Annotated in this window: 17 protein-coding genes and 2 pseudogenes; 10 read left to right on the forward strand and 9 right to left on the reverse strand. The window is 70.1% G+C overall.

Annotated elements, in window-relative coordinates; genetic code table 11:
• Window positions 1-32: 32 nt before the first annotated feature.
• From P3T34_RS02975 to P3T34_RS02985, 3 genes are all read right to left on the reverse strand, one after another.
• Window positions 33-2,144, reverse strand: coding sequence for a S53 family peptidase (locus P3T34_RS02975; protein WP_280664384.1), 2,112 nt, complete (start codon window positions 2,142-2,144; stop codon window positions 33-35).
• A 164-nt stretch (window positions 2,145-2,308) separates the two neighbouring features.
• Entirely contained in the window at window positions 2,309-3,145 is an 837-nt protein-coding gene (locus tag P3T34_RS02980; protein WP_280664385.1) for an alpha/beta fold hydrolase, read from the reverse strand.
• A gap of 195 nt (window positions 3,146-3,340) precedes the next feature.
• The gene (locus P3T34_RS02985) at window positions 3,341-4,006 is read right to left on the reverse strand and encodes a DUF4097 family beta strand repeat-containing protein (protein WP_280664386.1); all 666 of its coding nucleotides are present in this window, start codon (window positions 4,004-4,006) and stop codon (window positions 3,341-3,343) included.
• Window positions 4,007-4,270: 264 nt separating this feature from the next.
• On the opposite strand from P3T34_RS02985, the pseudogene P3T34_RS02990 reads away from it, so the two are divergent.
• Together P3T34_RS02990 and P3T34_RS02995 are read left to right on the forward strand one after the other, a co-directional pair.
• A pseudogene (locus P3T34_RS02990) lies at window positions 4,271-4,474 on the forward strand (helix-turn-helix domain-containing protein); the annotation flags it as partial.
• Window positions 4,475-4,594: 120 nt separating this feature from the next.
• A pseudogene (locus P3T34_RS02995) lies at window positions 4,595-5,014 on the forward strand (MarR family transcriptional regulator); the annotation flags it as partial.
• 48 nt (window positions 5,015-5,062) lie between these two features.
• On the opposite strand, the gene P3T34_RS03000 reads toward P3T34_RS02995, so the two are convergent.
• Window positions 5,063-5,500 (reverse strand): hypothetical protein, encoded by a 438-nt coding sequence (locus tag P3T34_RS03000; RefSeq protein WP_280664387.1) that lies wholly within the window; start codon window positions 5,498-5,500, stop codon window positions 5,063-5,065.
• 318 nt (window positions 5,501-5,818) lie between these two features.
• Here P3T34_RS03000 and P3T34_RS03005 point away from each other — a divergent pair, with 318 nt between their 5' ends.
• The 3 genes from P3T34_RS03005 to P3T34_RS03015 all read left to right on the forward strand — a co-directional run bounded on the left by P3T34_RS03005 (window position 5,819) and on the right by P3T34_RS03015 (window position 8,189).
• Entirely contained in the window at window positions 5,819-5,971 is a 153-nt protein-coding gene (locus P3T34_RS03005) for a hypothetical protein (RefSeq protein ID WP_280664388.1), read from the forward strand.
• Window positions 5,972-6,318: 347 nt separating this feature from the next.
• A complete protein-coding gene (locus P3T34_RS03010) occupies window positions 6,319-6,636 on the forward strand; it encodes a nuclear transport factor 2 family protein (RefSeq protein ID WP_280664389.1) in 318 nt (105 codons plus the stop codon).
• A gap of 203 nt (window positions 6,637-6,839) precedes the next feature.
• Window positions 6,840-8,189: an erythromycin esterase family protein gene (locus P3T34_RS03015; protein WP_280664390.1), complete on the forward strand. Its 1,350-nt coding sequence runs from the start codon at window positions 6,840-6,842 to the stop codon at window positions 8,187-8,189.
• A 30-nt stretch (window positions 8,190-8,219) separates the two neighbouring features.
• Here the strand turns inward: P3T34_RS03015 and P3T34_RS03020 are convergent, their stop codons facing one another.
• The 3 genes from P3T34_RS03020 to lpdA all read right to left on the reverse strand — a co-directional run bounded on the left by P3T34_RS03020 (window position 8,220) and on the right by lpdA (window position 10,945).
• Window positions 8,220-8,747, reverse strand: a complete 528-nt coding sequence (locus P3T34_RS03020) for a YbhB/YbcL family Raf kinase inhibitor-like protein (protein ID WP_280664391.1) — start codon at window positions 8,745-8,747, stop codon at window positions 8,220-8,222.
• A gap of 173 nt (window positions 8,748-8,920) precedes the next feature.
• Window positions 8,921-9,406, reverse strand: coding sequence for a hypothetical protein (locus P3T34_RS03025; protein ID WP_280664392.1), 486 nt, complete (start codon window positions 9,404-9,406; stop codon window positions 8,921-8,923).
• 132 nt (window positions 9,407-9,538) lie between these two features.
• Window positions 9,539-10,945 (reverse strand): dihydrolipoyl dehydrogenase, encoded by a 1,407-nt coding sequence (lpdA, locus tag P3T34_RS03030; protein WP_280664393.1) that lies wholly within the window; start codon window positions 10,943-10,945, stop codon window positions 9,539-9,541.
• A gap of 209 nt (window positions 10,946-11,154) precedes the next feature.
• Here lpdA and murJ point away from each other — a divergent pair, with 209 nt between their 5' ends.
• Complete coding sequence (murJ, locus tag P3T34_RS03035) at window positions 11,155-12,843, forward strand: murein biosynthesis integral membrane protein MurJ (RefSeq protein WP_280664394.1); 1,689 nt, start codon at window positions 11,155-11,157, stop codon at window positions 12,841-12,843.
• A gap of 226 nt (window positions 12,844-13,069) precedes the next feature.
• Window positions 13,070-14,161 carry a winged helix DNA-binding domain-containing protein gene (locus P3T34_RS03040; RefSeq protein ID WP_280664395.1) on the forward strand — a complete coding sequence of 364 codons (1,092 nt, stop codon included), beginning with the start codon at window positions 13,070-13,072 and terminating at the stop codon, window positions 14,159-14,161.
• A 54-nt stretch (window positions 14,162-14,215) separates the two neighbouring features.
• Here P3T34_RS03040 and P3T34_RS03045 read toward each other — a convergent pair whose 3' ends face one another.
• Window positions 14,216-15,280 carry a hypothetical protein gene (locus tag P3T34_RS03045; protein WP_280664396.1) on the reverse strand — a complete coding sequence of 355 codons (1,065 nt, stop codon included), beginning with the start codon at window positions 15,278-15,280 and terminating at the stop codon, window positions 14,216-14,218.
• 84 nt (window positions 15,281-15,364) lie between these two features.
• Here P3T34_RS03045 and P3T34_RS03050 point away from each other — a divergent pair, with 84 nt between their 5' ends.
• From P3T34_RS03050 to uppS, 3 genes are read left to right on the forward strand one after another with little or no spacing between them, the layout of a single operon-like run.
• Window positions 15,365-15,664 (forward strand): helix-turn-helix transcriptional regulator, encoded by a 300-nt coding sequence (locus P3T34_RS03050; protein ID WP_280664397.1) that lies wholly within the window; start codon window positions 15,365-15,367, stop codon window positions 15,662-15,664.
• A complete protein-coding gene (locus P3T34_RS03055; protein ID WP_280664398.1) occupies window positions 15,661-16,449 on the forward strand; it encodes a hypothetical protein in 789 nt (262 codons plus the stop codon). Before P3T34_RS03050 ends, P3T34_RS03055 begins: the two co-directional genes overlap by 4 nt.
• 25 nt (window positions 16,450-16,474) lie before the next feature.
• On the forward strand, window positions 16,475-17,245 hold the full coding sequence (gene uppS / locus P3T34_RS03060) for a polyprenyl diphosphate synthase (protein WP_280664399.1): 771 nt from the start codon (window positions 16,475-16,477) through the stop codon (window positions 17,243-17,245).
• Window positions 17,246-17,325: 80 nt separating this feature from the next.
• Here uppS and P3T34_RS03065 read toward each other — a convergent pair whose 3' ends face one another.
• Entirely contained in the window at window positions 17,326-19,980 is a 2,655-nt protein-coding gene (locus tag P3T34_RS03065; RefSeq protein ID WP_280664400.1) for a M9 family metallopeptidase, read from the reverse strand.
• Between the last annotated feature and the right edge of the window lie 3 nt (window positions 19,981-19,983).

Below are 19,983 nucleotides of genomic sequence, written 5' to 3' on the forward strand. Positions count from 1 at the left end.
GAACGGCAGCCTCAACCCGATGAGTTGGACTGTCAGTATCGAGCGAAGAAGCGTACGAAGTCCGCGGTTGCCGAGCCGACGCCGGTCACGTCGTCGTAGCCGGGTGCGGTCTTCAGCGAGCCGTCCTGGTCGAACTGGGTCAGGTAGGTGTTGAAGGCGTTCGGGTCGTCCCAGCTCGGCAGGAAGGTCACCGCCCAGGGCTCCTGACCGGCCGGGGCCGGCACGATGTCGCGGATCGCAGGGGTGTTGCGCAGCTTGTAGATCAGCGGGTTGGCGAAGCCGAGGGCATGGCCGGAGGCCTGGGCCGCGTCGGCTTCCAGCGCGGCGATCAGCGGGGAGGAGCCGCTGGTGCCGGCCCCGATCTCCTCGTGGTAGGCGCCGCCCGGGGTGGTGAAGCCGATCAGCCAACCGGTGGCGCGGTCACCGTCGGCGGCGATGTCCGGCTGCACTCGGCGGGCCGACTCGGTGCCCGCATTGGTCGCCAGGGTCGAGGGGACCACGTTCTTCTGGTACCAGGGCTCGCTGACCAGGTTGCTGGGTCCACCGCCCGAGCCCATGAAGAACTGTCCGGGCGGCGGGGTCAGGTACCCGGTGCCCTGCGGGTTGATCTGCGCCGCGTTGTTGCCCCAGCCGAGTTCGCCGGCCACCTGGCCGTTCTTGCCGATCTCCAGCGTGGTGCCCCCGACGGAGGTCGCCCACTGGTCGGAAGCCGGGAAGCTCACGTTGCGCGGGGAGCCCGCGTCCTCCCCGGACGCGCCGTCACCGGCGTCGCCGGAGGAGTAGTCGAAGCCGACGCCCTCCAGTGCGCCCTGCTGGAACATCTGGTCCCAGGCCGCCACGGTGGCGGGCGAGTCGCCGTCCTCCCGGGTGGGGAACGAGTCGGTCACCACGTCCGCGAGGTGCTGGTCCACGATCCGGGTGTGGGCGTCCAGGAAGGGCAGGCTGCCGCCGCCGTAGCCGCCGCTCATGTCGCAGTCGGCGCCGACGTAGACCACCTTGGCGTCCGGCGCGGCGATGTGGAGCGTCTCCACGTCCAGCGGCTCCTCCGGCGCGTCGGAGTTGCCGCGGCAGGAGGCGGCGAAGTTCGGGCCGAAGTTCTCGCTGTACTGGCCGGGGGCGAAGCCCGGCACGCCGTGCACGGCGAAGAACGTGTCGGCGTCGGCCTCCATGGTGGGCAGCGCGCCGTCCAGCACGACGGCCACCGTGCGGCCCTTGCCGGTGTACTGGCTGTTGGTCACCCCGTAGGCGTCGCGCAGCTGCTGCGGGGTGTAACCGCAGACCGCGTCGATGGCGCTGGTGCGGCCGTTGACCGGCGGGATCGGCGAGCTGTTCTGGCCCCACCACTGCGAGCAGGGCGGCGTGGCCGGGGCCGAGGCCGGGGCCGAGGCCGGGGCCGGGGCCGAGGCCGGGGCCGGGGCCGCAGCCGCAGCCGCAGCCGCGGCAGTCCGAGGTGCTGCTGCCCGGGATGCCGTGGTCCGGGGTGCCGTGGGCAGGGGTGCCGCCGGCTGGGGTGCCGCCGGGGCAGGGGTGTCCGGAATGGCGGGGTGGAAGTCGTCGAGGCCGAGCACCGTGCTGATGTCGTGGCCGAGCGCGGCCGGCACCGAGATCCCGCCCGTCGGGAAGAGCATCCGGGGAGGCTGCCCGGCTCCGTAGGCGTAGGCGTGCAGCGAGGTGGCGAAGGCCTGCTGCACCTGATCCACGGTCGCGGTGACCGTCAGGTAGTGGGCGTTGGCGCCGGGCGTGACGTGCATGCCGAAGCCGCTGAGCCAGTCGCTGACCTTCGCCGCCTGCGCCGGGGTGGTGCCGTAGCGCTGGTCGAACTGGGCGGGCGTCAGATAGTGGGCGTAGTCGCGCCCGGCCGGGTCGGACACCCGCTGTGCGGCCCTGACCATGCCGACCGGGTCCTTTCCGGCCAGGTAGACCCGCAGCGACAGTCCCCAATTGCCCGGTGCCGCACCGGTGTCGACGCTTCCGCCCGGACCCGCGCTGGGCATCCCCGACGGCAGCTCGGTGCGGCCCGGGCCCGCGGCCTCGGCAGCCGGTGCCGCCACGCCCGTGGCGACCAGGGTGGCGGCGGCCGCGACGGCGGCCAGCCGGCCGGCCCGAAGCCGCCGGGCGGCGGGGGAAGAGGATTGCTGGGGCAAGGGGTCTCACACTCCGTCAGTAGTCAGCGGACCGCCCGGAGATGGACGGACCGGCGGCCGGACCACCGGGCACACCCGGCGTGCGACGGCCGCTCAGCCGGAATGGACGTGTTGGGGAGACAGTTCGGTCGCACCCGATTTCTGGCGCTGTTCCTGCCAGGTTTTCAGCCCCGGCGGCCCTGGTCGAGGGCGGCGACCTCGCGTACGGCCTCCGCGATGGCCGGGAAGTCCCTCTTGAGGATCGCACCGTGGTTGCTGGCGACCTTCGCGCTGATCTCGATGTTCGGGTTGCGGGCGGTCACCGCATCGAGGCTGGTACGGATCCGTTCCTGCTCGTCACCGCGGCTTCCGAGGGACGATCCCGAAGCGACCACATACCGCAGCGGGACGGCGATGCCGTCCAGCACGGGGCCCAACTCGCGCTCGCGGGAGATCCTGCCGAGCTCGATGTTGCTGTCGGCCTGCTGGTCGGCAGTCAGCCGCGGGGTGAGGCCGGTCGGGCGCAGCAGCGGCGTGAACCAGCCCATCCGCCGGAACAGCTTCCGGATCCGCTGCTCCATCGCCTCGTCCAGCCAGTCGTACGGGTACGCGCCGTCGACCATGACCGCGCCCAGGGCACGCTCCGGATTCCGGTTGGCCCAGTGCGCCCCGATGAACGCCCCGTAGGACCAGCCCACCACCACCGCCCGGTCCACACCCCTGGCCGCGAGGACGGCATCGACATCCCGGACGGCGGCCTCGAAGGAGTAGTCCGCCGAACGCTTCGACTTCGTGCCGCGACCCCGCTCGTCGTAGGTGATGTGCCGCCACTCCGAGCCCAGTTCGGCGATAACCCGCCGCCAGTAGCCCTGAGTGGCGAACTGGCCGTTGAGGTAGACCACCGGGATGCCGGGACCGCCGGTGTCGGTGACGGCCAGGGCCGTGTCGTCGACCGGCACCATGCCGGTCCACTTCGAGTCGGTCTTCGAACCAGTCGAGGACGACGTGCTGTTCTTCGTCATGTTCTGTTCCCACCTGCTCGTGTTCGTGTGAGGCGTCGTGTACGGCTTCTGCAGGCCCTGCTCGTGGATCGCAGGCCCCCGTTGGGATTGGACGGACGGTTGGACGGATGGACGGCCGGCCGGCCGGGTCGTCGGCGACGACCGACGGGATCTCGATCGCGGTGGGCCCGGCCGGGCCGTCCTGGTGCCGCTCGTTCAGAGACTGCGGGCGGTGATGTCGCCGTGGGAGGTGGTGGCGCGGATGTCGAGTTCGACGGTGCCGTCGTTCTTGAGGGCGTTGCTGATGCGGCCGTAGCCGGTGCCGGCGTCCAGGGCGGCCGAGACGCCGGCGGCGGCGCCGACCGTGATGTCGCCGGACTGTGTGCGGAGCACGACCGTGCCGCGCACGGCCTCGGCGATCCGGATGTCGCCCCTTGCGGTGCTGATCTCCGCGGGGCCGCCCAGCCGACCGATCTCGACGTCGCCGTCGACCGCGGTGAGGCGGAGGCTCGCGGCCTCGTCGATCTTGATCTGCCGGTACGCGCCCTCGAAGGCGACGTCGCCGAGGCGGCCGACGCCGCGGAGCTCGGCGCTGGCGGTCTTGGCCTCGATGCGGGAGCCGGCGGGCAGTTGGACGGTGACCTCCAGGGATCCGGAGGGGCCGAGCAGCTGGTTGCCGGGGGCTGCGGCCGTGATCCGCAGGACGCCGTCGGCGTAGACGACGGTGGTCTGCTCAGCGGCCTTGATGTCGCGGCTCTTGGCTGCATCGGAGGGCAGGACCTCGACGGTGGTGTCGGCGCGGTCTGCGGCGATGAACTGGATGCGTCCGGCGGGGATGTCCAGGACGGCGGAGATCGGGGCGGGGGTCTCGAACTTCTGCATCGTGCTCTCCTGTGCTCGTTCGTTGTTTCTGACCCTAGAAACGCTACGTTGCTTTCCAGATCCAGACAACATGTCCGTTGCATAGAATCAGCATCTATGCAGGTAGAGGCAGGGAAAGTGTTGCAATGGCTGTGAGAGCAACGCAATGCCGACTGCTCTGATCATTGCAATGGGTGAGAAGTGAACGCTATAGTGGGGGATCATGGACCGCCACGAATGATCCTCATGAGTGATCCTCACGAGGGATCAGCAAAGGAGATCGCGATGCCGGGAGGCAGGCTCACCCAGCAGGAGCGCCAGCAGATCGCGCTGGGGCTGGCCGACAGCCTCGCCTACGCCGAGATCGCCCGACGCCTCGACCGCCCGACCTCGACGATCACGCGTGAGGTGATGCGCAACGGCGGCCCCACCGCCTACCGCGCCGATCTGGCCCACCGCGCCACCGAGCGTCGCGCCCATCGGCGCAAGCACACCCCACCCCGGGGGCAGGCGGCGCCGGCGCACGGCCAGGGCGGGCGCGACGACGAGGCCGTGCGCGAGTACGAGGAGGCGTTCACCACCCTCCTGATGCACCAGGGCCTGCCCAGGATGACGGCTCGGGTGCTGACCTGTCTCTTCGTCGCCGACGCGGGCAGCCTCACCGCGTCCGAACTCGTCCAGCGCCTCGAGGTCAGCCCGGCGTCCGTCTCCAAGGCGATCGCGTTCCTCGAAGGCCAGGGCCTGATCCGCCGGGAACGCGACGAACGCCGCCGCGAACGCTACTTCGTCGACGACGACGTCTGGTACCAGTCGACGATCGCCAGCGCCCACGGCATCGCCCAGGTCGCCGAGACCGCGCGGCAGGGCGTCGGCATCCTCGGCCGCGACAGTCCGGCCGCCGCCCGCCTGGAGAACATCGCCCGCTTCAGCGACTTCATCAGCGAGACCATGCTCCGCGCCGCGGAGCAGGCCCGCGAAGTCCTCTACACAAAACCCGAATCGACTGCCACGCCGGCCCCCTCGGTCTGAACCGGCCGCCCCCCACGGGGCTCGCGCCGGTCGGGTCGGTCGGGTCGGTCAGGCCCCCGATCCAAAATGATTGTTCTGGTCACCGCCGCCGAGCTGGATCGCGGCGGGACCGTGGAAGATGTTGCCCGACACCCCGCCCGCATCCGCCCGCCCGCGCGGAGCCTCCTCCTTCAGCAGCGCCCGAAGCTCAGCGGCCACCTGGTCGCGTTCGTCGGCGGTCAGACTCTCCAGCAGGACTTCGAAGCGGGTCTGCCAGGACGTCTCCTGACGGATCCGCACCCGCTCCGCCTCGCCCGGGCCGACCACCTCCAGAGCGTTGGCCGTCTGATCGAGCCGTTCCAGCTCCGCCTGCTCGCGCTGCCCGTCCCCACGGCCGAACAACCGGGCCACCCGTGAACGCAATCCGCTCCACGCGTCGGTCCCTGCGGCCTGAACCACCGCGGTGCCGCCCGCCGTGGCCAACGCCGCCAACGCCTCTTCCAGCATCCCCGCCCCCTCACTCACACGCTCGACCCTGCGACCGTACCGCCGCCACGGCCCGCGTATGGCGACTACAACGAAAGGGGCCCGGCACTGCTGCCCGGCACTGCTGGCTGCCCTCGCGCCGGCGCCGCGGCTGTACACGCTCGCGGGAGTCGGCCCCAGGCGGCAAAAAGCCTTCGATTTACAGGCTGTTCGCCGAACCGAGGGAAAAATGCAAGGCCCTGGATGCGTTTGGGTGTAGAATATGAGACATGAGGGCGGCCTCCGGGACCGGCATCACGGTGATGCCGACGGACCACCCGTGACCAGGGGGAATACACCATGACCTACCAGCTCGATACCGCGCGGGCCACGATCGACGAGCGCCTGCGGGAAGCCGAGAAGCACCGCATCGTCCACGCGATCCGACTCAGGGACCGCGCCGAACGCACCATCCGGCGCGCGCACCAGGCCCTGACCGACCTGACCGCATGAACACCCCGACCGCAACGGGCCGTCACCAGAACAACGGTGACGGCCCGTCCGGCATTCCGCGCTGAATCTCCCCTGTGAACCGACCGTTCCCGCCGGTCTGCATCTGAGCCGACCACTCCCCAGCGTTCAGCGCGCTGCGATGCCCTGGCCCTGGTAGATCTCGTCGTAGTAGTGGATCACCAAGGGGCGGACGAGCATGGCTTCGAAGGTGGCGGTGAAGCCGTGCGCGGTGCGCCAGGCGAGGTAGTCGGTGTAGTTGTGCGCCTCGGTCCACTGGGTCAGGCCTGCGACGTGGTCGCCGTCGCTCTGGTCGCACAGGATGCGGATCTCCTCGCATCCTGGTCTTCATGGACGCCTCCGCGTCCGAGCCGACCCAGGAACTGCACGGGCGCGAAGCCCTCGCGCCGGTCTTCGACAACCTGAACGCCTACCGGGCCACCACCCACTTCAACGGCCAGAGCACCGTGACACTCGACGGCGACCGCGCGAGCGGCGAGAGCTACTGCCTGGCCCACCACGTCTCCTACGGCGCGGATGCCGAGCGCACGATCATGATCGCGTCCATCCGCTACCTGGACCAGTTCGTCAAGCGCGAAGGCGAGTGGTTCTTCGCCGAACGACGTCTGATGGTCGACTGGACCGAGACCCGCCCCAGCACTCCTTGAATCGGACCGGACCGGACCGGACCGGACCGGGAGCAGGGTCCTGGTCCGGGGGCCGTGGGGGGACCACGGTCCCCTCCGCGATCTCGTCCTGCGCTCGGACGGGAAGGCGCCGGCCGGGTGATGGACTGGGGGTCGGCCCGGGCCGATCCCCAGTCCATCACCGACACCGGCCGGCCGTTCGAGTCGAGGAGTGATTGATCGGCATGACCGAGAAGACGACGATAGGGCGACGCCCGCTCCTGATGGCGGCTGCGGCCACGGTGGGGGCACTGCTCGCTCCCACGCCGGCGTACGCGGACCAGAAGGCCCCGGCGACGCGTGATGGCCAGGACCCGCTCCGCGCCCTCGAGCGGGCGGCCCACCCGCTGCGGTCGACGGAACCGGGGCCGGACACGGCCGACCTGCGACCCCTGGGCGCGATGATCGGGGACGCCACGGTGGTGGGCCTGGGCGAGGCCACGCACGGGTCGCACGAGTTCTTCACCCTGAAGGAGCGGGTCTTCCGGTACCTCGTCGAGGAGAAGGGCTTCACCACCTTCGCCCTGGAGATCGGCTGGCCGTCGGGACTGCTGCTCGACGAGTACGTCCAGAGCGGCCGAGGGGACGCGCGCCAGGTCGTGAAGGAGGCGCTGGGCGGATCGCCGTTCGGGCGCGAGGAGTTCCTGCACCTCGTCGAGTGGATGCGGGACCACAACCGACGCCGACCCGGCCACCGGGTCCACTTCATGGGCGATGACGTCGCAGCTCCCAGGATGGGAGACGACTTCTTCGAGCGGGTCACCGGCTACGTCAGCCGGCAGCACCCGCAGCTGCTGGCGCGCTTCACCGAGCTCTACACCGGCCTGCGCCCCCTCGACGACGTCTTCGTCTACCTGGGCGAACCGCTGGCGAAGCGGCAGCGGCTGGCGGCCAACGCCCAGCAGGCCTTTGAGCTGCTGCAGGGCCAACCGGGCGCGGGAGGTGAGGAGTTCGAGTGGACGGTGCAGCACGCCCGGTCCATCGCGCAGACCGCCGCGTTCCTCGCCACCGACTTCGACGACCCCAGGGCGGTGGCCGCCGCGGAGCTCGACCGCGACCGGCTGATGGCCGACAACATCACCTGGTGGCAGCGGCACACCGGTCACCGGATGCTGCTGTCGGCACACGACCAGCATGTCGGATATGTGACCGCCGAGCCCGAGATGTACGCGAAGCTGCAGGGCGCGTTCCTGCGCGAGACGCTCGGCAAGGCCTACCTCGCCATCGGAACCACCTTCGACCAGGGCTCGTTCCTGTCGGAGGACAAGAGCCTCGACGGCGCGTGGAAGAAGTTCACGGTGGACGCGGCCGCTCCCGGCAGCAACGAGTACGTCCTCGACCAGGTCCGCTATCCCGACTACTTCCTCGACACCCGCAGCGCCCCGGCCGCGGCCCGCGCCTGGCTGGGCACCGCCCGCCCCACCCGCCAGATCGGCACCGCATACCCGTGCCCGCTCGACAACGTCCCGATCGGTCCGTCCTTCGACGTCCTCATCCACCTCCACCGCGTACGGGAGGCCGACATCTTGCGGTGAGCCCGCCTGGTGGGAGGCAGGGGCTACTGCCTACCGCTCGTACCAGCCTGTCAGGAAGGCGCGTCCGAGGGTGCGGTCGAAGAGGTTGAACATCAGGTAGGCGGGCGTGGCCTCCCTGTCGATCTCGACGGTCTCGACGTCGAGGGCGAGGACCGCGAAGATGTAGCGGTGCTTACCGTGGCCCTTCGGCGGTGCGGCGCCGACGTAGTCTGCCGTCCTGGCGTCGTTCGGGAGCTGGAAGGCGCCCCGCGGAAGGCCCGATCCGGACGAGTCGCCGGCGCCGGCGGGCAACTGGGTGACGTCCGCGGGAATGTTCACCACGGCCCAGTGCCAGAAACCGCTGGCCGTGGGCGCGTCGGGGTCGTAGTTGGTGACCACGAAGCTCTTCGTCCCCGACGGGAAGCCGCTCCAGCTGAGCTGCGGGGAGATGTCCTGGCCGCCGGCCCCGAGGACGCCGCTGACCTGCGGCATCGCCAGCTTCTCCCCCTCCCGCAGGTCGCTGCTGGTCAGCGAGAAGGAGGCCGCTGGGGGAAGAAGCTCGTAGGGGTTCCAGCTCATGCGGATATCTCCCTGTTCAGACCCGGAGGGCCGAGGAACACGGCGTTCTCCTCGGCCGCTATGAAGTCCAATGTTCCCAGGCGGGCCAGCTGTTGGCGCGTCAGGCCTCGCAGATGGGTGACGTCCGGCTCCTCACGGAAACAACCGATGTGACAAGCCCCGCAGCCCGTACGTCAGTTGATGAAGTCGAGCCAGAAGAAGGCCAGTGTGGTCAGCGCGCCCGGGGCGCCGGCGCCGAAGGCGACCACCATCGCCTGGCCGATCGCGACGTCGGTGGGGTCGACGCCGGGCGACCACGTCAGCCTGGCGTCGATGCCGGGGATCTCGTGAAAGGGAGAGTACGAGAGCAGGGTACCGCGCGCCTCGGCGACGGGTGTGCCGTTTCGCAGGATCTGTGACCGGCACACCCCGGTCGGCCTCAGCTCGTAGCCCCGGTCGCCCACCAGGGCGGTGCGGGTCCGCGCCGCCCGGCGGGGGTCCCAGCGTCGACCCGTCCGGTGGCTCGTGGTCACCCGCCGGCCGTTGACGCTCATGCCGCCGCCGTTGTCACGACCGGGCCGGACCGTGACGGCCGGCATGCCCTCCCCCTGCACGAGTGCGATGACGGAGGGCCAGCTGTCATGGCTGATCCGTATCGGCCCGAACGGGCTGTCGGCCATGTGGTGGTTCGAGAGCCGGACTGTGCGGCGCCTGGTGAAAACGGACACGGACGGATCAGCTCCCGGCATCGAAGATCGGCACAGTTTGCCACACCACCAGGTGGCGCCGGCCGGTCACTCCGGTCGCTCCGGTCAAAAATTGATCATGTGCCCGGCGAGGCCGTGGATGGCTTCCTTGACAGCCTCGCCCAGCGTCGGGTGGGCGTGCACGTTGCGCGCCACCTCATGCACCGTCAGGTCCCATTGCTGGGCCAGGGTCAGTTCCGGCAGCAGCTCGGTGACCTCGGGCCCGATGAGGTGCGCGCCGAGGAGTTCACCGTGAGTGCCGTCGCTGATCACCTTCACGAAGCCGACCGGGTCGCCCAGGCCGTGGGCCTTGCCGTTCGCGGTGAAGGGAAACTTCACCACCTTGACGTCGAAGCCCTTGTCGCGTGCCTGCGCCTCGGTCCAGCCGAAGCTGGCGATCTGCGGCTGACAGTAGGTGGCACGCGGGATCATCGCGAAGTCGAGCTCCATGGTCTCGGCCCCGGCGATGGTCTCGGCGGCGATCACCGCCATGGCCTCGGCCGCGTGAGCCAGCATCAGCTGCGCCGTCACGTCGCCGATCGCGAAGATGTGCGGCACGTTGGTGCGACCGCGGCCGTCGACGGCGATCGCGCCGCGCTCGGTCAGGGCGACACCGGTGCGCTCCAGTCCGTATCCGGTGACGCGCGGCGCGAAGCCGATGGCCTGCAGGACCTTGTCCGCCTCCAGCACCCGCTGCTGCCCGTCGCGCGAGACGGTGACCCGCACCTTGGCGGCGGGGTCGCTGTCGTCGATGGACTCCACCCGGGTGGAGGTGAGGACCTCGATGCCCAACCGGCGGTAGCGCTTGGCCAGTTCGGTGGAGATCTCGACGTCCTCCAGTGGCACGACCCGGTCCAGGAACTCGACGATCGTGACCTTCACCCCGTAGTTGTGCAGCACATACGCGAACTCGACGCCGATCGCCCCGGCCCCGGCGATCACGACGCTCTGCGGCAGCGAGTCGGCGAGGATCTGCTCCTCGTAGGTGACCACGCGGTCGCTCAGCGCCGTGCCCGGCAGCAGCCGGGTGGTGGCCCCGGCCGCGACGATGCAGTGGTCGAACGTCACCGTCTCGGTGCCTCCCGACCGCAGCGCCACCTGCAGGGTCCGGTCGTCGACGAAGGTGCCCCGGCCGTCGTACTCGGTGATGCCGTTCTTCTTCATCAGGTAGTGCACACCGGCGACCCGGCCCTCGGCGACCTTGCGGCTGCGCAGGTACGCCTCCCGGTAGTCGAAGCTGACCTCGCCCGTGACCCGGATCCCGAAGGTCTTCGCCTCGTGGGTGAAGATGTGCGCGAGCTCCGCGTTGCGCAGCAGCGCCTTCGAGGGGATGCAGCCGACGTTGAGGCACACCCCGCCCCAGTACTTCTCTTCGATGACCGCGGCGCGCAGTCCCAGCTGGGTGGCGCGGATCGCCGCGGTGTACCCGCCCGGTCCGGCTCCGAGGACCACGACGTCAAAGTGTGTACTCATGGTCGACACCATAGACACGGGCAACCCCGCCGAAGCAGGTCTTCGGACAAGCGTGTTGCCTCTCACACCGCGATCTCACACAGGAGGCGCAACAGCCGGCGCAACAGCCCTGGCAACCCGCAAAGCCGTGAGGGGCCCCGGAGCCAGGAGAAGCCAGGCGATGGCTGAATCGTCGAAAGTCGAGTGCTCTCTCGCCCTACATTGGGCAGATGGTGAATCGTGTGGAGGGCTCTCCGGGAACAGGGACAGTCGGAAAGCAGCGGCGGGGGCGCCATGCGGCTCGCCGGTCGCGCCAAGGCTCGGGTGGGCTGGCGCGCTCGTCCGCACTGATGGCGCTGGGCACGGTGGCTTCGCGAGCCACGGGGCTGATACGCCTGGTCCTGCAGGGTGCCGCACTGGGGCCCGCACTGGTGGCGACCACGTACAACACGGCGAACACGGTGCCCATGAGTCTCTACGCGCTGCTGATCGGCGGAGCGCTCAACGCGGCATTCGTACCGCAGTTGGTGCGGGCACGTATGGAGCACGCGGACGGCGGGCGTGCGCACGAGCAGCGCCTGATGACCCTGGTGCTCTGCGTGCTGGGGGTGGGCACGGTGGCGGCGGTGCTGGCCGCGCCGCAGATCGTCGGTCTCTATCTGCCTGACTCACCCGCCACCCACGCGGCGTTCCAGCTGACCGTGGTCTTCGCCCGCTTTCTGCTGCCGCAGATATTCTTCTACGGGCTGTCCACGGTCCTGGGCCAACTCCTCAACGTCAGGGAGAAGTTCGGGGCTGTCACCTGGACGCCGGTGCTGAACAACGTCGTACTGATCACTCTGTTCGGTCTCTATCTGGGGCTGTTGACCGTGCCCGACAGCGTCCAGGAGGTGACGCCCGCCCAGGTTCGGCTACTAGGCATCGGGACGACGATCGGCATCGCCCTGCAGGCATTCGCGCTGGTCCCGTACCTCCGGGAGACGGGCTTCCGCTGGCGACCTCGCTTCGACTGGCGGGGCGTGGGCCTCCGCAAAAGCGTGAGCGCCGCACGCTGGACGCTGCTGTTCGTCCTGGCCAACCAGGCCGCCCTCATGGTAGTGACCCACTACGCCAACGCCGCGGACCTCGCACTGCCTCAAGCCGGCGTGGGCAACACCGCCTACTCCTACGCGCAGACCATCTGGACCCTCCCGCAGTCGATCGTCACCGTCTCGCTGATCACCGCGCTGCTGCCACGCCTGAGCCGGGCGGGGGCCGAGCAACGGCTGGACGCCGTCCGCGATGATCTCTCCCGTGCCCTTCGCGTCACCGGCGTCGTGATCGTCCCCTCCGCATTCTTCTTCCTCCTTTTCGGCCCGCAGATCACCACCCTGCTCTTCGCCCACGGCGCTGCGGACCCCTCATCCACCCGGCCGATGGGCCACATGCTGCAGGCACTCGCCCTCGGCCTGATCCCCTTCTCCGCCCAGTTCCTTCTCCTACGCGGCTTCTACGCCTTCGAGGACGCACGAACCCCGTTCTGGATGGCGGTGTGGATCGCGGCCTTCAACATCGCCTTGGCCACCACCTGCCACTTCCTGCTCCCGACCCGGTGGGCCGTGACCGGGATGGCAGCCGCCTACGGTGTGTCCTACAGCATCGGCCTTCTGATCACCGCTCAGCGTCTTCGTAGCCGGATGGCGGGCCGCCTCGACGGCAAGCGGCTGAGTCGTACGTACGGGAAGTTGACCGCAGCCGCGGCGGCCGCCGGGCTTGCCGGTTGGGCTGCCACACACATGCTCACCACAGCGACGTCGGCGCCAACATGGGGGCCCCTTATCGCCCTTGCAGCCGGAGGCGGAGTCATGCTCGCCCTCTTCGTACTCCTCGCCCGCATGTTCAGAGTCAGCGAGTTGCAGAGCCTGCCTGGCATGAGGTGATCAGCAGCCTGCTCGGCCTGGAACACACCTCACCTCCTCCCCGGGCATCATCGCCTCGGCGAAGGTCGTCACCGTCGCGCGCTACAAGTCCGGACTCGCCGAGGCGTGGTTCCGCTCCGGCGGCGCGGCGAGCGGCAGACTGTCGCCATGCTGTCCGCCCCCGCCGAGCTCGCCGATGTCCTCCGCCCAGCCGCCGCCTGACGCCGCCGGTCGGACGGTGCATCCGATGCTGACGCCGGAGCAGATCCGCCGGATGCGGGCCCGGGCGCAGGCGCTGGCCGAGGGGGTCAGGGAGGCCACCGCCGAGGCGGTCGTGCGTCGCGTCTTCGCCGTCCAGGCGCAGGACGCCGCCGCGGCGGACCTGGGTATCCGGGTGCGGGGGCGGAACATCAGCGCGGAGAACATCCGTGCGGCGTACGAGGATGAGCGGAGCATCGTCCGCGGCTGGTTCATGCGGGGCACTCTGCACACGATCCCCAGCTCGCACGCCCGCTGGGTGCTGCGGCTGCTCGCTCCCCGCATCCTCGCCGCAACCAGCCGGCGCTACCAGCAGCTCGGCCTGGAGGACGGCCTGCGTGAGCGCGCCGACCGGCTTGCCCGGCGTGCCCTTGCCACCCACGGACCGCTCACCCGTACCGAACTGACGGAGCATCTGACCACGATCGGCATTGAGCCGACGGGGCAGGCGCCGATCCACCTGATCCGCCACGCCGCACTCACCGGAGTCCTCTGCCACGGCCCCCGGCGCGGTGGTGAGGCCACGTACACGCTGCTCGAAGACTGGCTGCCGGCCGCCACCGCCGGGGGCTCCGGGTGGGAGGAGGAGACGGCCGTCGCCGAGCTCGCCCGCCACTACCTGCGCGCTCACGGGCCCGTGGGGGTGGACGACTTCGCCGCCTGGTCGGGTCTGCCGCTTACCGTGGCCCGCAAGGCCTGGAAGGCTCTGGCGCAGAGCGGCTCGATCACCGGGTACGGCGCGTCGGGCGCGTTGAGCGTGCTGACCGAGCAGGTGGAAGAGCCTCGCAGGAGGTCGGGTAGCCGGGATGTGCGGATGCTGCCCGCCTACGACAACTACCTGGTCGGTTACCGCGGCAGGGAGTTCTCCGTTCCCGCCGCCCACCTCGGCAGGGTCTGGCCGGGCGGTGGCGTCATCCGCCCCACGGTGGTCGCGGACGGCCTGGCCGTCGGTACGTGGGGCCGTCGCGATGGCGGCCGTGTCATCCAGGTGGACGCGTTCGAGCCCCTGCCGTCGCAGGTCCAAGCCCTGGTCAACGCGGAGGCCGCTGCCGTCACCCGCTTTCTGCGGCCGGGCACCTGAACGGGCGTCATGGTCCGATGACGATCGGAACCTTCGGGAAGTCGACCGGCACCATCACTCCGCGGTTGCGAGCATGGCCCCGCCGAAGGCGACCGCCCCTGTGAGCAGTGCGCTGACGAGCGTGATGACCGCCAACCGGCCGACAGAGTCGACCTGACCTCCAAGCCCCAGTACCCGCCACATGGTGTCCCGCAGCGCCAACGAGACCGGCAGGGCAACCGCCGCTGCGGTGGCGGCGATCCGTGTCGCACGTCGCGTTCCTGACGCGGCTTCGGGCGCGGCTTCGGGCGCGGTGAGCCGCAGGACGCTGTTGCAGATCATGGCGAAGGCGAAAGCGCCGCCCGCGAAAACGATGGCCTCGACGGCGAAGAGCAGCGGTCCGGGCCAGCCCTCACCGGTTGCCAGCCCCGTGGCGACCAGGAGGCCGGCGGTGAGGCCGGCCACTGCGGCAAGCGCGGTGAAACGGCGGCGGACGAAGCCGATCGTGCCGCTCCAGCGAATCCGGGTGGCGAGCCCGCGCCCCGCGCGCGGGTGGCGTGCGGCGACCAGGTTCACCAGGGGCACCAGGGGCACGATGTCGTCAAGCCAGTCGCCGTCCGATCGGCGGCGGACTGCGCCAGTTGCGCCCGGCAGCAGACGGACCGTCCGCCGGTGCAGCAGGAGGCCCGCGACCGCCACGCCGGTGAGCGGCAGCAACGAGCCGATCAGCCAGGGCGTGCCGCCGTTCCAAGCCTTGCGGTCTGCGCGTGCGGCCACGGCCGACCAGTCGGTGGCGGCCGTGACCGCGACGAGCAGCGTGCAGACCAGCGCGGCCCGAAGCAGCTGCTCGACCCGGTACAGCGGCAGTTGTTCGTCGCGGCGACACAGCAGCGCCCGCACCGAGCCGAGCGCACCGAGCAGCGGGACAAAGAACATCGTGAAGGTGACGACCGTGTCGTACGGGTCGCCCTGCCAGGGGCTGCCCGCTCGCACGGCGTGCACCTGCGTCGTGACGTAGGCGAACGCCGTGAACAGGCCGGCGCCCGCGAGGGAGGTCGACAGCGCCGTGGCTGCGGCCGGTCGCGCCGCGTGTCCGACCGGCAGGACGTCGATTTGATGATGCGTCACATTCTCTCGCATGGCGACGACAGTACACGCCACGTACTACGTGGTGCGTACTTCATGACGCGTAGTATGGTGCTGCGTCAGAACAGGAGGAACGGCATGCAAGCCAACGATGCCCAGACGCTGGTGCTTTGCGCGCTGGCCGACGGACCACTGCACGGATACGCGATCAACGCGGCGATCGAGGAGCTGACCGGGGAGCGATTGGGGCCCGGCAGCCTGTACGGGGCGCTGACCCGGCTGGAGTCGAAGCAGTTGATCGAGCCGCTCGACGGGCAGGGGCGCCAGCGCCCGGTACGGCTGACGCCTGTGGGCCGTGAGGTGCTGGAGCGCGAACTGCGAACGATGGCGCGGGTGGCGAACGCCGGGCTGCGCAGCCTGGGGGTGAACCCGGCGTGAGCGTCGTCGCCCGGAGCCTGGTCAGGCTCTACCCGGACGCCTTCCGCGAGCGCTGGGGTGCCATGGTGGAGGAGGAAGCCCGGGGCGCGGGCTGGAAGTCGTGGCCCAACCTGATCGCGGGCATCGCCGACATGTGGCTGCACCCGGCGCTCTGGCCTGCCGACTCCCCGGCCCAGCGGCAGCGGCGGGTGGCGACCATGGGCATCACAGTCGCCCTCGCCGCCTGGCTCCTCAGTCATCTGGTGGCCGAGCAGGGCGGCCCGCTGCCTGCCTACGGCGTCCGCAGCGGCATCATGCACGGCTGCACCACCCTGCTGCTGCTCGGGATCGCGCTCGTCGCGCCCAGGCCCCGGCCGAGCCTGGGCGCCGCAATCACACTGCTGCGCTGGGCGGTTCGGCGCCTCGCCGCGCCGACGGTGCTCGGCACGAGCATGGTGGTCGTCGTCCACGGTGGCGTCGACGCGGCGGCCTCGCCGCCCACGCTGCGGACCGCCGTGGTGGCGGGCTGGTGGATCGCCCTGGGACTGGGTGCGATCCAGATCCCCCGGATCTTCACCGGCGTCGGCGCGGACGCGGTCGTGCCGCCGCACCCTGGACGGCTCCGCCTCGGCGTGTGGACACTGGCCGCCGCCAGTGCGACCGGGGGCGCGACCATCCTCGGCGTCTCCGTGGCCGGTGGCGGCTTCCATCTGCTCGCCGCCACCGTCGGCGTGGCCCTGCTGCTGCTGACGGCCGTGTGCGCGGGCACCCTGCGCGACCTGCGCGACCTGACGTCAGCTCGCTGAGCTGCAGACTGTCTGGACGGTTCTGATGCCTGATCTGCTCCGTACTCTCTACACCCGCCGTCTGCGCCGCCAGGTCACGGCAGGCCCGCTGCCCAGGCACGTCGGGCTGATCATGGATGGCAACCGCCGCTGGGCCCGGCAGATGGGCATGGCCAACCCCAGCCTCGGCCACAAAGTCGGCGCCGAGCACGTCGAGGAGGTGCTGTCCTGGTGCGAAGCCCTGGGAATCAAGCACATCACCGTCTTCCTCTGCTCGACCGAGAACCTGCAGCGCCGGGGCGACGCCGAGGTCGCCTTCCTGATGCAGCTCATCGAACAGGTCGTGGCCGACCGGCTCACCCGGCCGGACGCCCGCTGGCAGGTGCACCTCGCCGGAATGCCCGACGCCCTGCCCGACAGCACGGCCCGGGCGCTCAAGGAGGCGGTCGAGGCCACCCGCACCTGTACCACCGGAGCCCACGTCACCCTCGCCGTCGGCTACGGCGGCCGACAGGAGGTCATCGACGCCTTGCGGGAGCTGATGTACGTGCGGGCCGAAGCCGGCGAGTCACTGACCGATGTCGCCGACACCCTGACCGTCGACGACATCGCACCGCACCTGTACACCGCCGGGCAGCCCGACCCGGACCTGGTCATCCGCACCAGTGGCGAACAGCGGCTGTCGAACTTCCTGCTCTGGCAGAGCGCCTACTCGGAGCTGTACTTCTGCGAGGCCTACTGGCCCGCGTTCCGCGAAATCGACTTCCTGCGCGCCGTCCGCAGCTTCGCCGCAAGGCAGCGGCGTTACGGCGGCTGAGGGGGCTGAGGCGGCCGGGAGGGGAGGCGTCCTCGCCTCCCCTCCCGGCCGAAGCAGATGCAGATGCAGCCGATGCGGCGTCAGTACTGCGTGGACACCGTGACTCCACTGAAGTCGGTGGCGGCGTACAAGGAGATGTAGCGGTATCCGGCAGTGGTGTTGGTGACGGTGATGGTCTGGAAGTTGCCGGGGTTGGTCGACTCGGCCGTGTACGCGGTGGGGCTGGCCCAGGTGGTGGGGTTGTAGTACAGGTCCGCGTTACCGGTGCCGCCGCCGGCGCTGACGGTCAGCGTCGAGGTGCCGGCCGGCAGGTAGACGAAGAAGTAGTCGCTGTTCCCGGCGGTGGCCGACTCGTTGGCGCGCGAGCAGTTCTGGCCCATCGCACGGGTGTCGGTGGCCGTGCACGCGGGCAGGCTCCCGCCCCCGCTACCGAACACATAGCGCGTGCTCACGGTGACCCCGCTGAACGCGGTGGCGGCGTGCAGGTCGATGTAGCGGAATCCGGCGGTCGCGTTGGTGCTGGTGACGCTGATGCTCTGGCCGGTGCCGGAGTTGGTCGACTCGGCCGTGTACGCGGTGGGCGAGGCCCAGGTGGCGGGGTTGTAGTACAGGTCCGCGTTACCGGTGCCGCCGCTGGTGCTGATGGTCAGCGTGGAGGTGCCGGCCGGCACGAAGACGAAGAGACTGTCGTCGTTGCCGGCGGTGGCCGACTCGTTGGTGCGGTAGCAGTTCTGGCCCATCGCGCGGGTGTCGGGGTCGGTGCAGGGGGTCGAGGGGCCGTTCGCGCCGACGTTGGCGAGCGCGTCGAGCCAGGCGTTGAAGTCGGCGTCGTAGGCGGTGCCGATGCTGTGGTAGACGGCGTAGCCGCCCGCGTAGTCACCGGTGCGGAAGTGGCTGAGCATGTTGCTGATGTCCGCGGGGTGCTTCTCGAACATGTACCGCACCGCGAGGTAGCCCCACGGGTAGGTGCGGGTCTGGTCGGAGTTGTCGTACGTGCTCTGGAAGAGCGTGCTGAGGTTGTACGTGTGCTGGCTGGCTTGGGTGACAGCGTCGGTGTCGGTCACACCGCGGTAGCTGTAGGAGACGTACTCGGCCTGGCCCTCGATCCACCAGATGTCCGGCACGGTGATCTCCGTGGCGAAGGTGCCCTTCATGTCGTAGGCGCCCTGCATCAGGTGCGTGAACTCGTGGTTGAGGTTCCAGACCCGCGCCGGGAAGCCGTTGTCCGCGGGCCACTGGTACTGGATGGAGACGGGCTGGTTGGTGGGGTCGGTGATGTTCCCGGACAGCGTCTCGCCGCCGTTGTTGGTGCTGTTGCCGAAGATCCAGCTGGAGTAGGTCTGGTAGTCCCTGGAGCTCGCGAAGATGGCGAGTCGGACGTGCGTCTCGTACTGGCCGGGGATCGGGCTGGTGACCTTGTCCAGGTTCTGGAAGTACGGGATCTCGCTCTGCAGGCTCGTGCAGACGGCCGTCAGGTCCGAGGCGGTGAGCGCCTGCGTCAGCAGGGTGATCGTCGGACCGCAGGCCGTCGTGGTCGGCAGTGAGGCCGCGCTGAGCTGGGCCGCGAAGTTGCAGGTGCCGTAGTACGAGCACTGGGCCTGGTCGTAGGAGGCGGTCATCCCACCGACCCCGACCCACAGTGGCGCCGACGTACCGGTGATCGCCGAGGCGCCCAGCAGCCCCTTCACCAGGGGACGGACCTTGGCCTGCAGCGCGGCCGTGTCCAGGAAGCGGGCGGTTTCGGTGCCCGCGTTGGAGTCCAGGTAGGACGAGGACCCGCTCAAGGCGGACTGGTGGTTCAGCGCGAACGCGTTCAGTGTGTCGATGATGCTCGGGTCGGCGGTGACCGCCGTGATGAACGCGGGGTTCTGGTGGCCGCGGAAGATCGGGGTGAAGACGTCGTTGACGGCCGCGTCCATGCTGGCGTACGCGTCGTAGGAGCTGTTGTAGGCGTTGAGCACCTGCTTGTAGGTGCTCAGATAGCGGGCCTGCTCGTTGGCACTGTCCGTCAGGACGATGGCGTCGCCCACGACGCCGCCGTTGGCCGCGCTGACGTCCATGAAGTGCGGGGATGCCACGAAGGCGTCCAGGGCTCCCTCGATGGCCGTCGCCAGGGTCGGACCGTACGTCCCGACGTCGGTGGGGTGGTAGAACTGAACGTAGTAGCCGGCGCGCAGGAAGAGCTCGAGCTGCCACACGTTGGTGGAGTTGTCGCCGGGGTAGGCGGCGGAGGCGCTCTTGAAGGCGTTGGCCACGGTGACCATCTGCGCTTCGTCGAAGACGCTGTGCGCGTCGGAACCGGTGAGGGTGAACAGCGAGTTGACGCAGTCCATGGTGGAGGACTGGACGTAGGCGGCCAGCGCGGATCCGGACCGGCTGCCGAAGTCGACGGCCGTGCAGGACTGCGCCGCCGCGAGGGCCGCGGGCTTCGAGTGCGCCGCGGGCTTCGGGGGCACGGCGGGCTTCGACGCCGTCGCCGGGCTGACCGGGGGCTGCTTGGCGGGGTCGAGCCGCTGGCCGCGGACGTCGGCCTGCGTGGACGGGCCGGTGTTGGCGCCGAGCGGTGCCGACGCCTGGGGCGCGGTCGCGGGCGCGGTCGCGGTGCTGGCGGGAGCGCTGGTCGGGGACTTCGGGCCGGTTGCGGCGAACGACGGCGGAGCCAGCAGACCGGCCGTTGCTATGCCGGCCGCCACCGTGGCGGCCAGGAATCTGGGCAGGGCGAATCGATGGCGCATCAA

Source organism: Kitasatospora sp. MAP12-44, from assembly GCF_029892095.1.
Taxonomy (GTDB): domain Bacteria; phylum Actinomycetota; class Actinomycetes; order Streptomycetales; family Streptomycetaceae; genus Kitasatospora.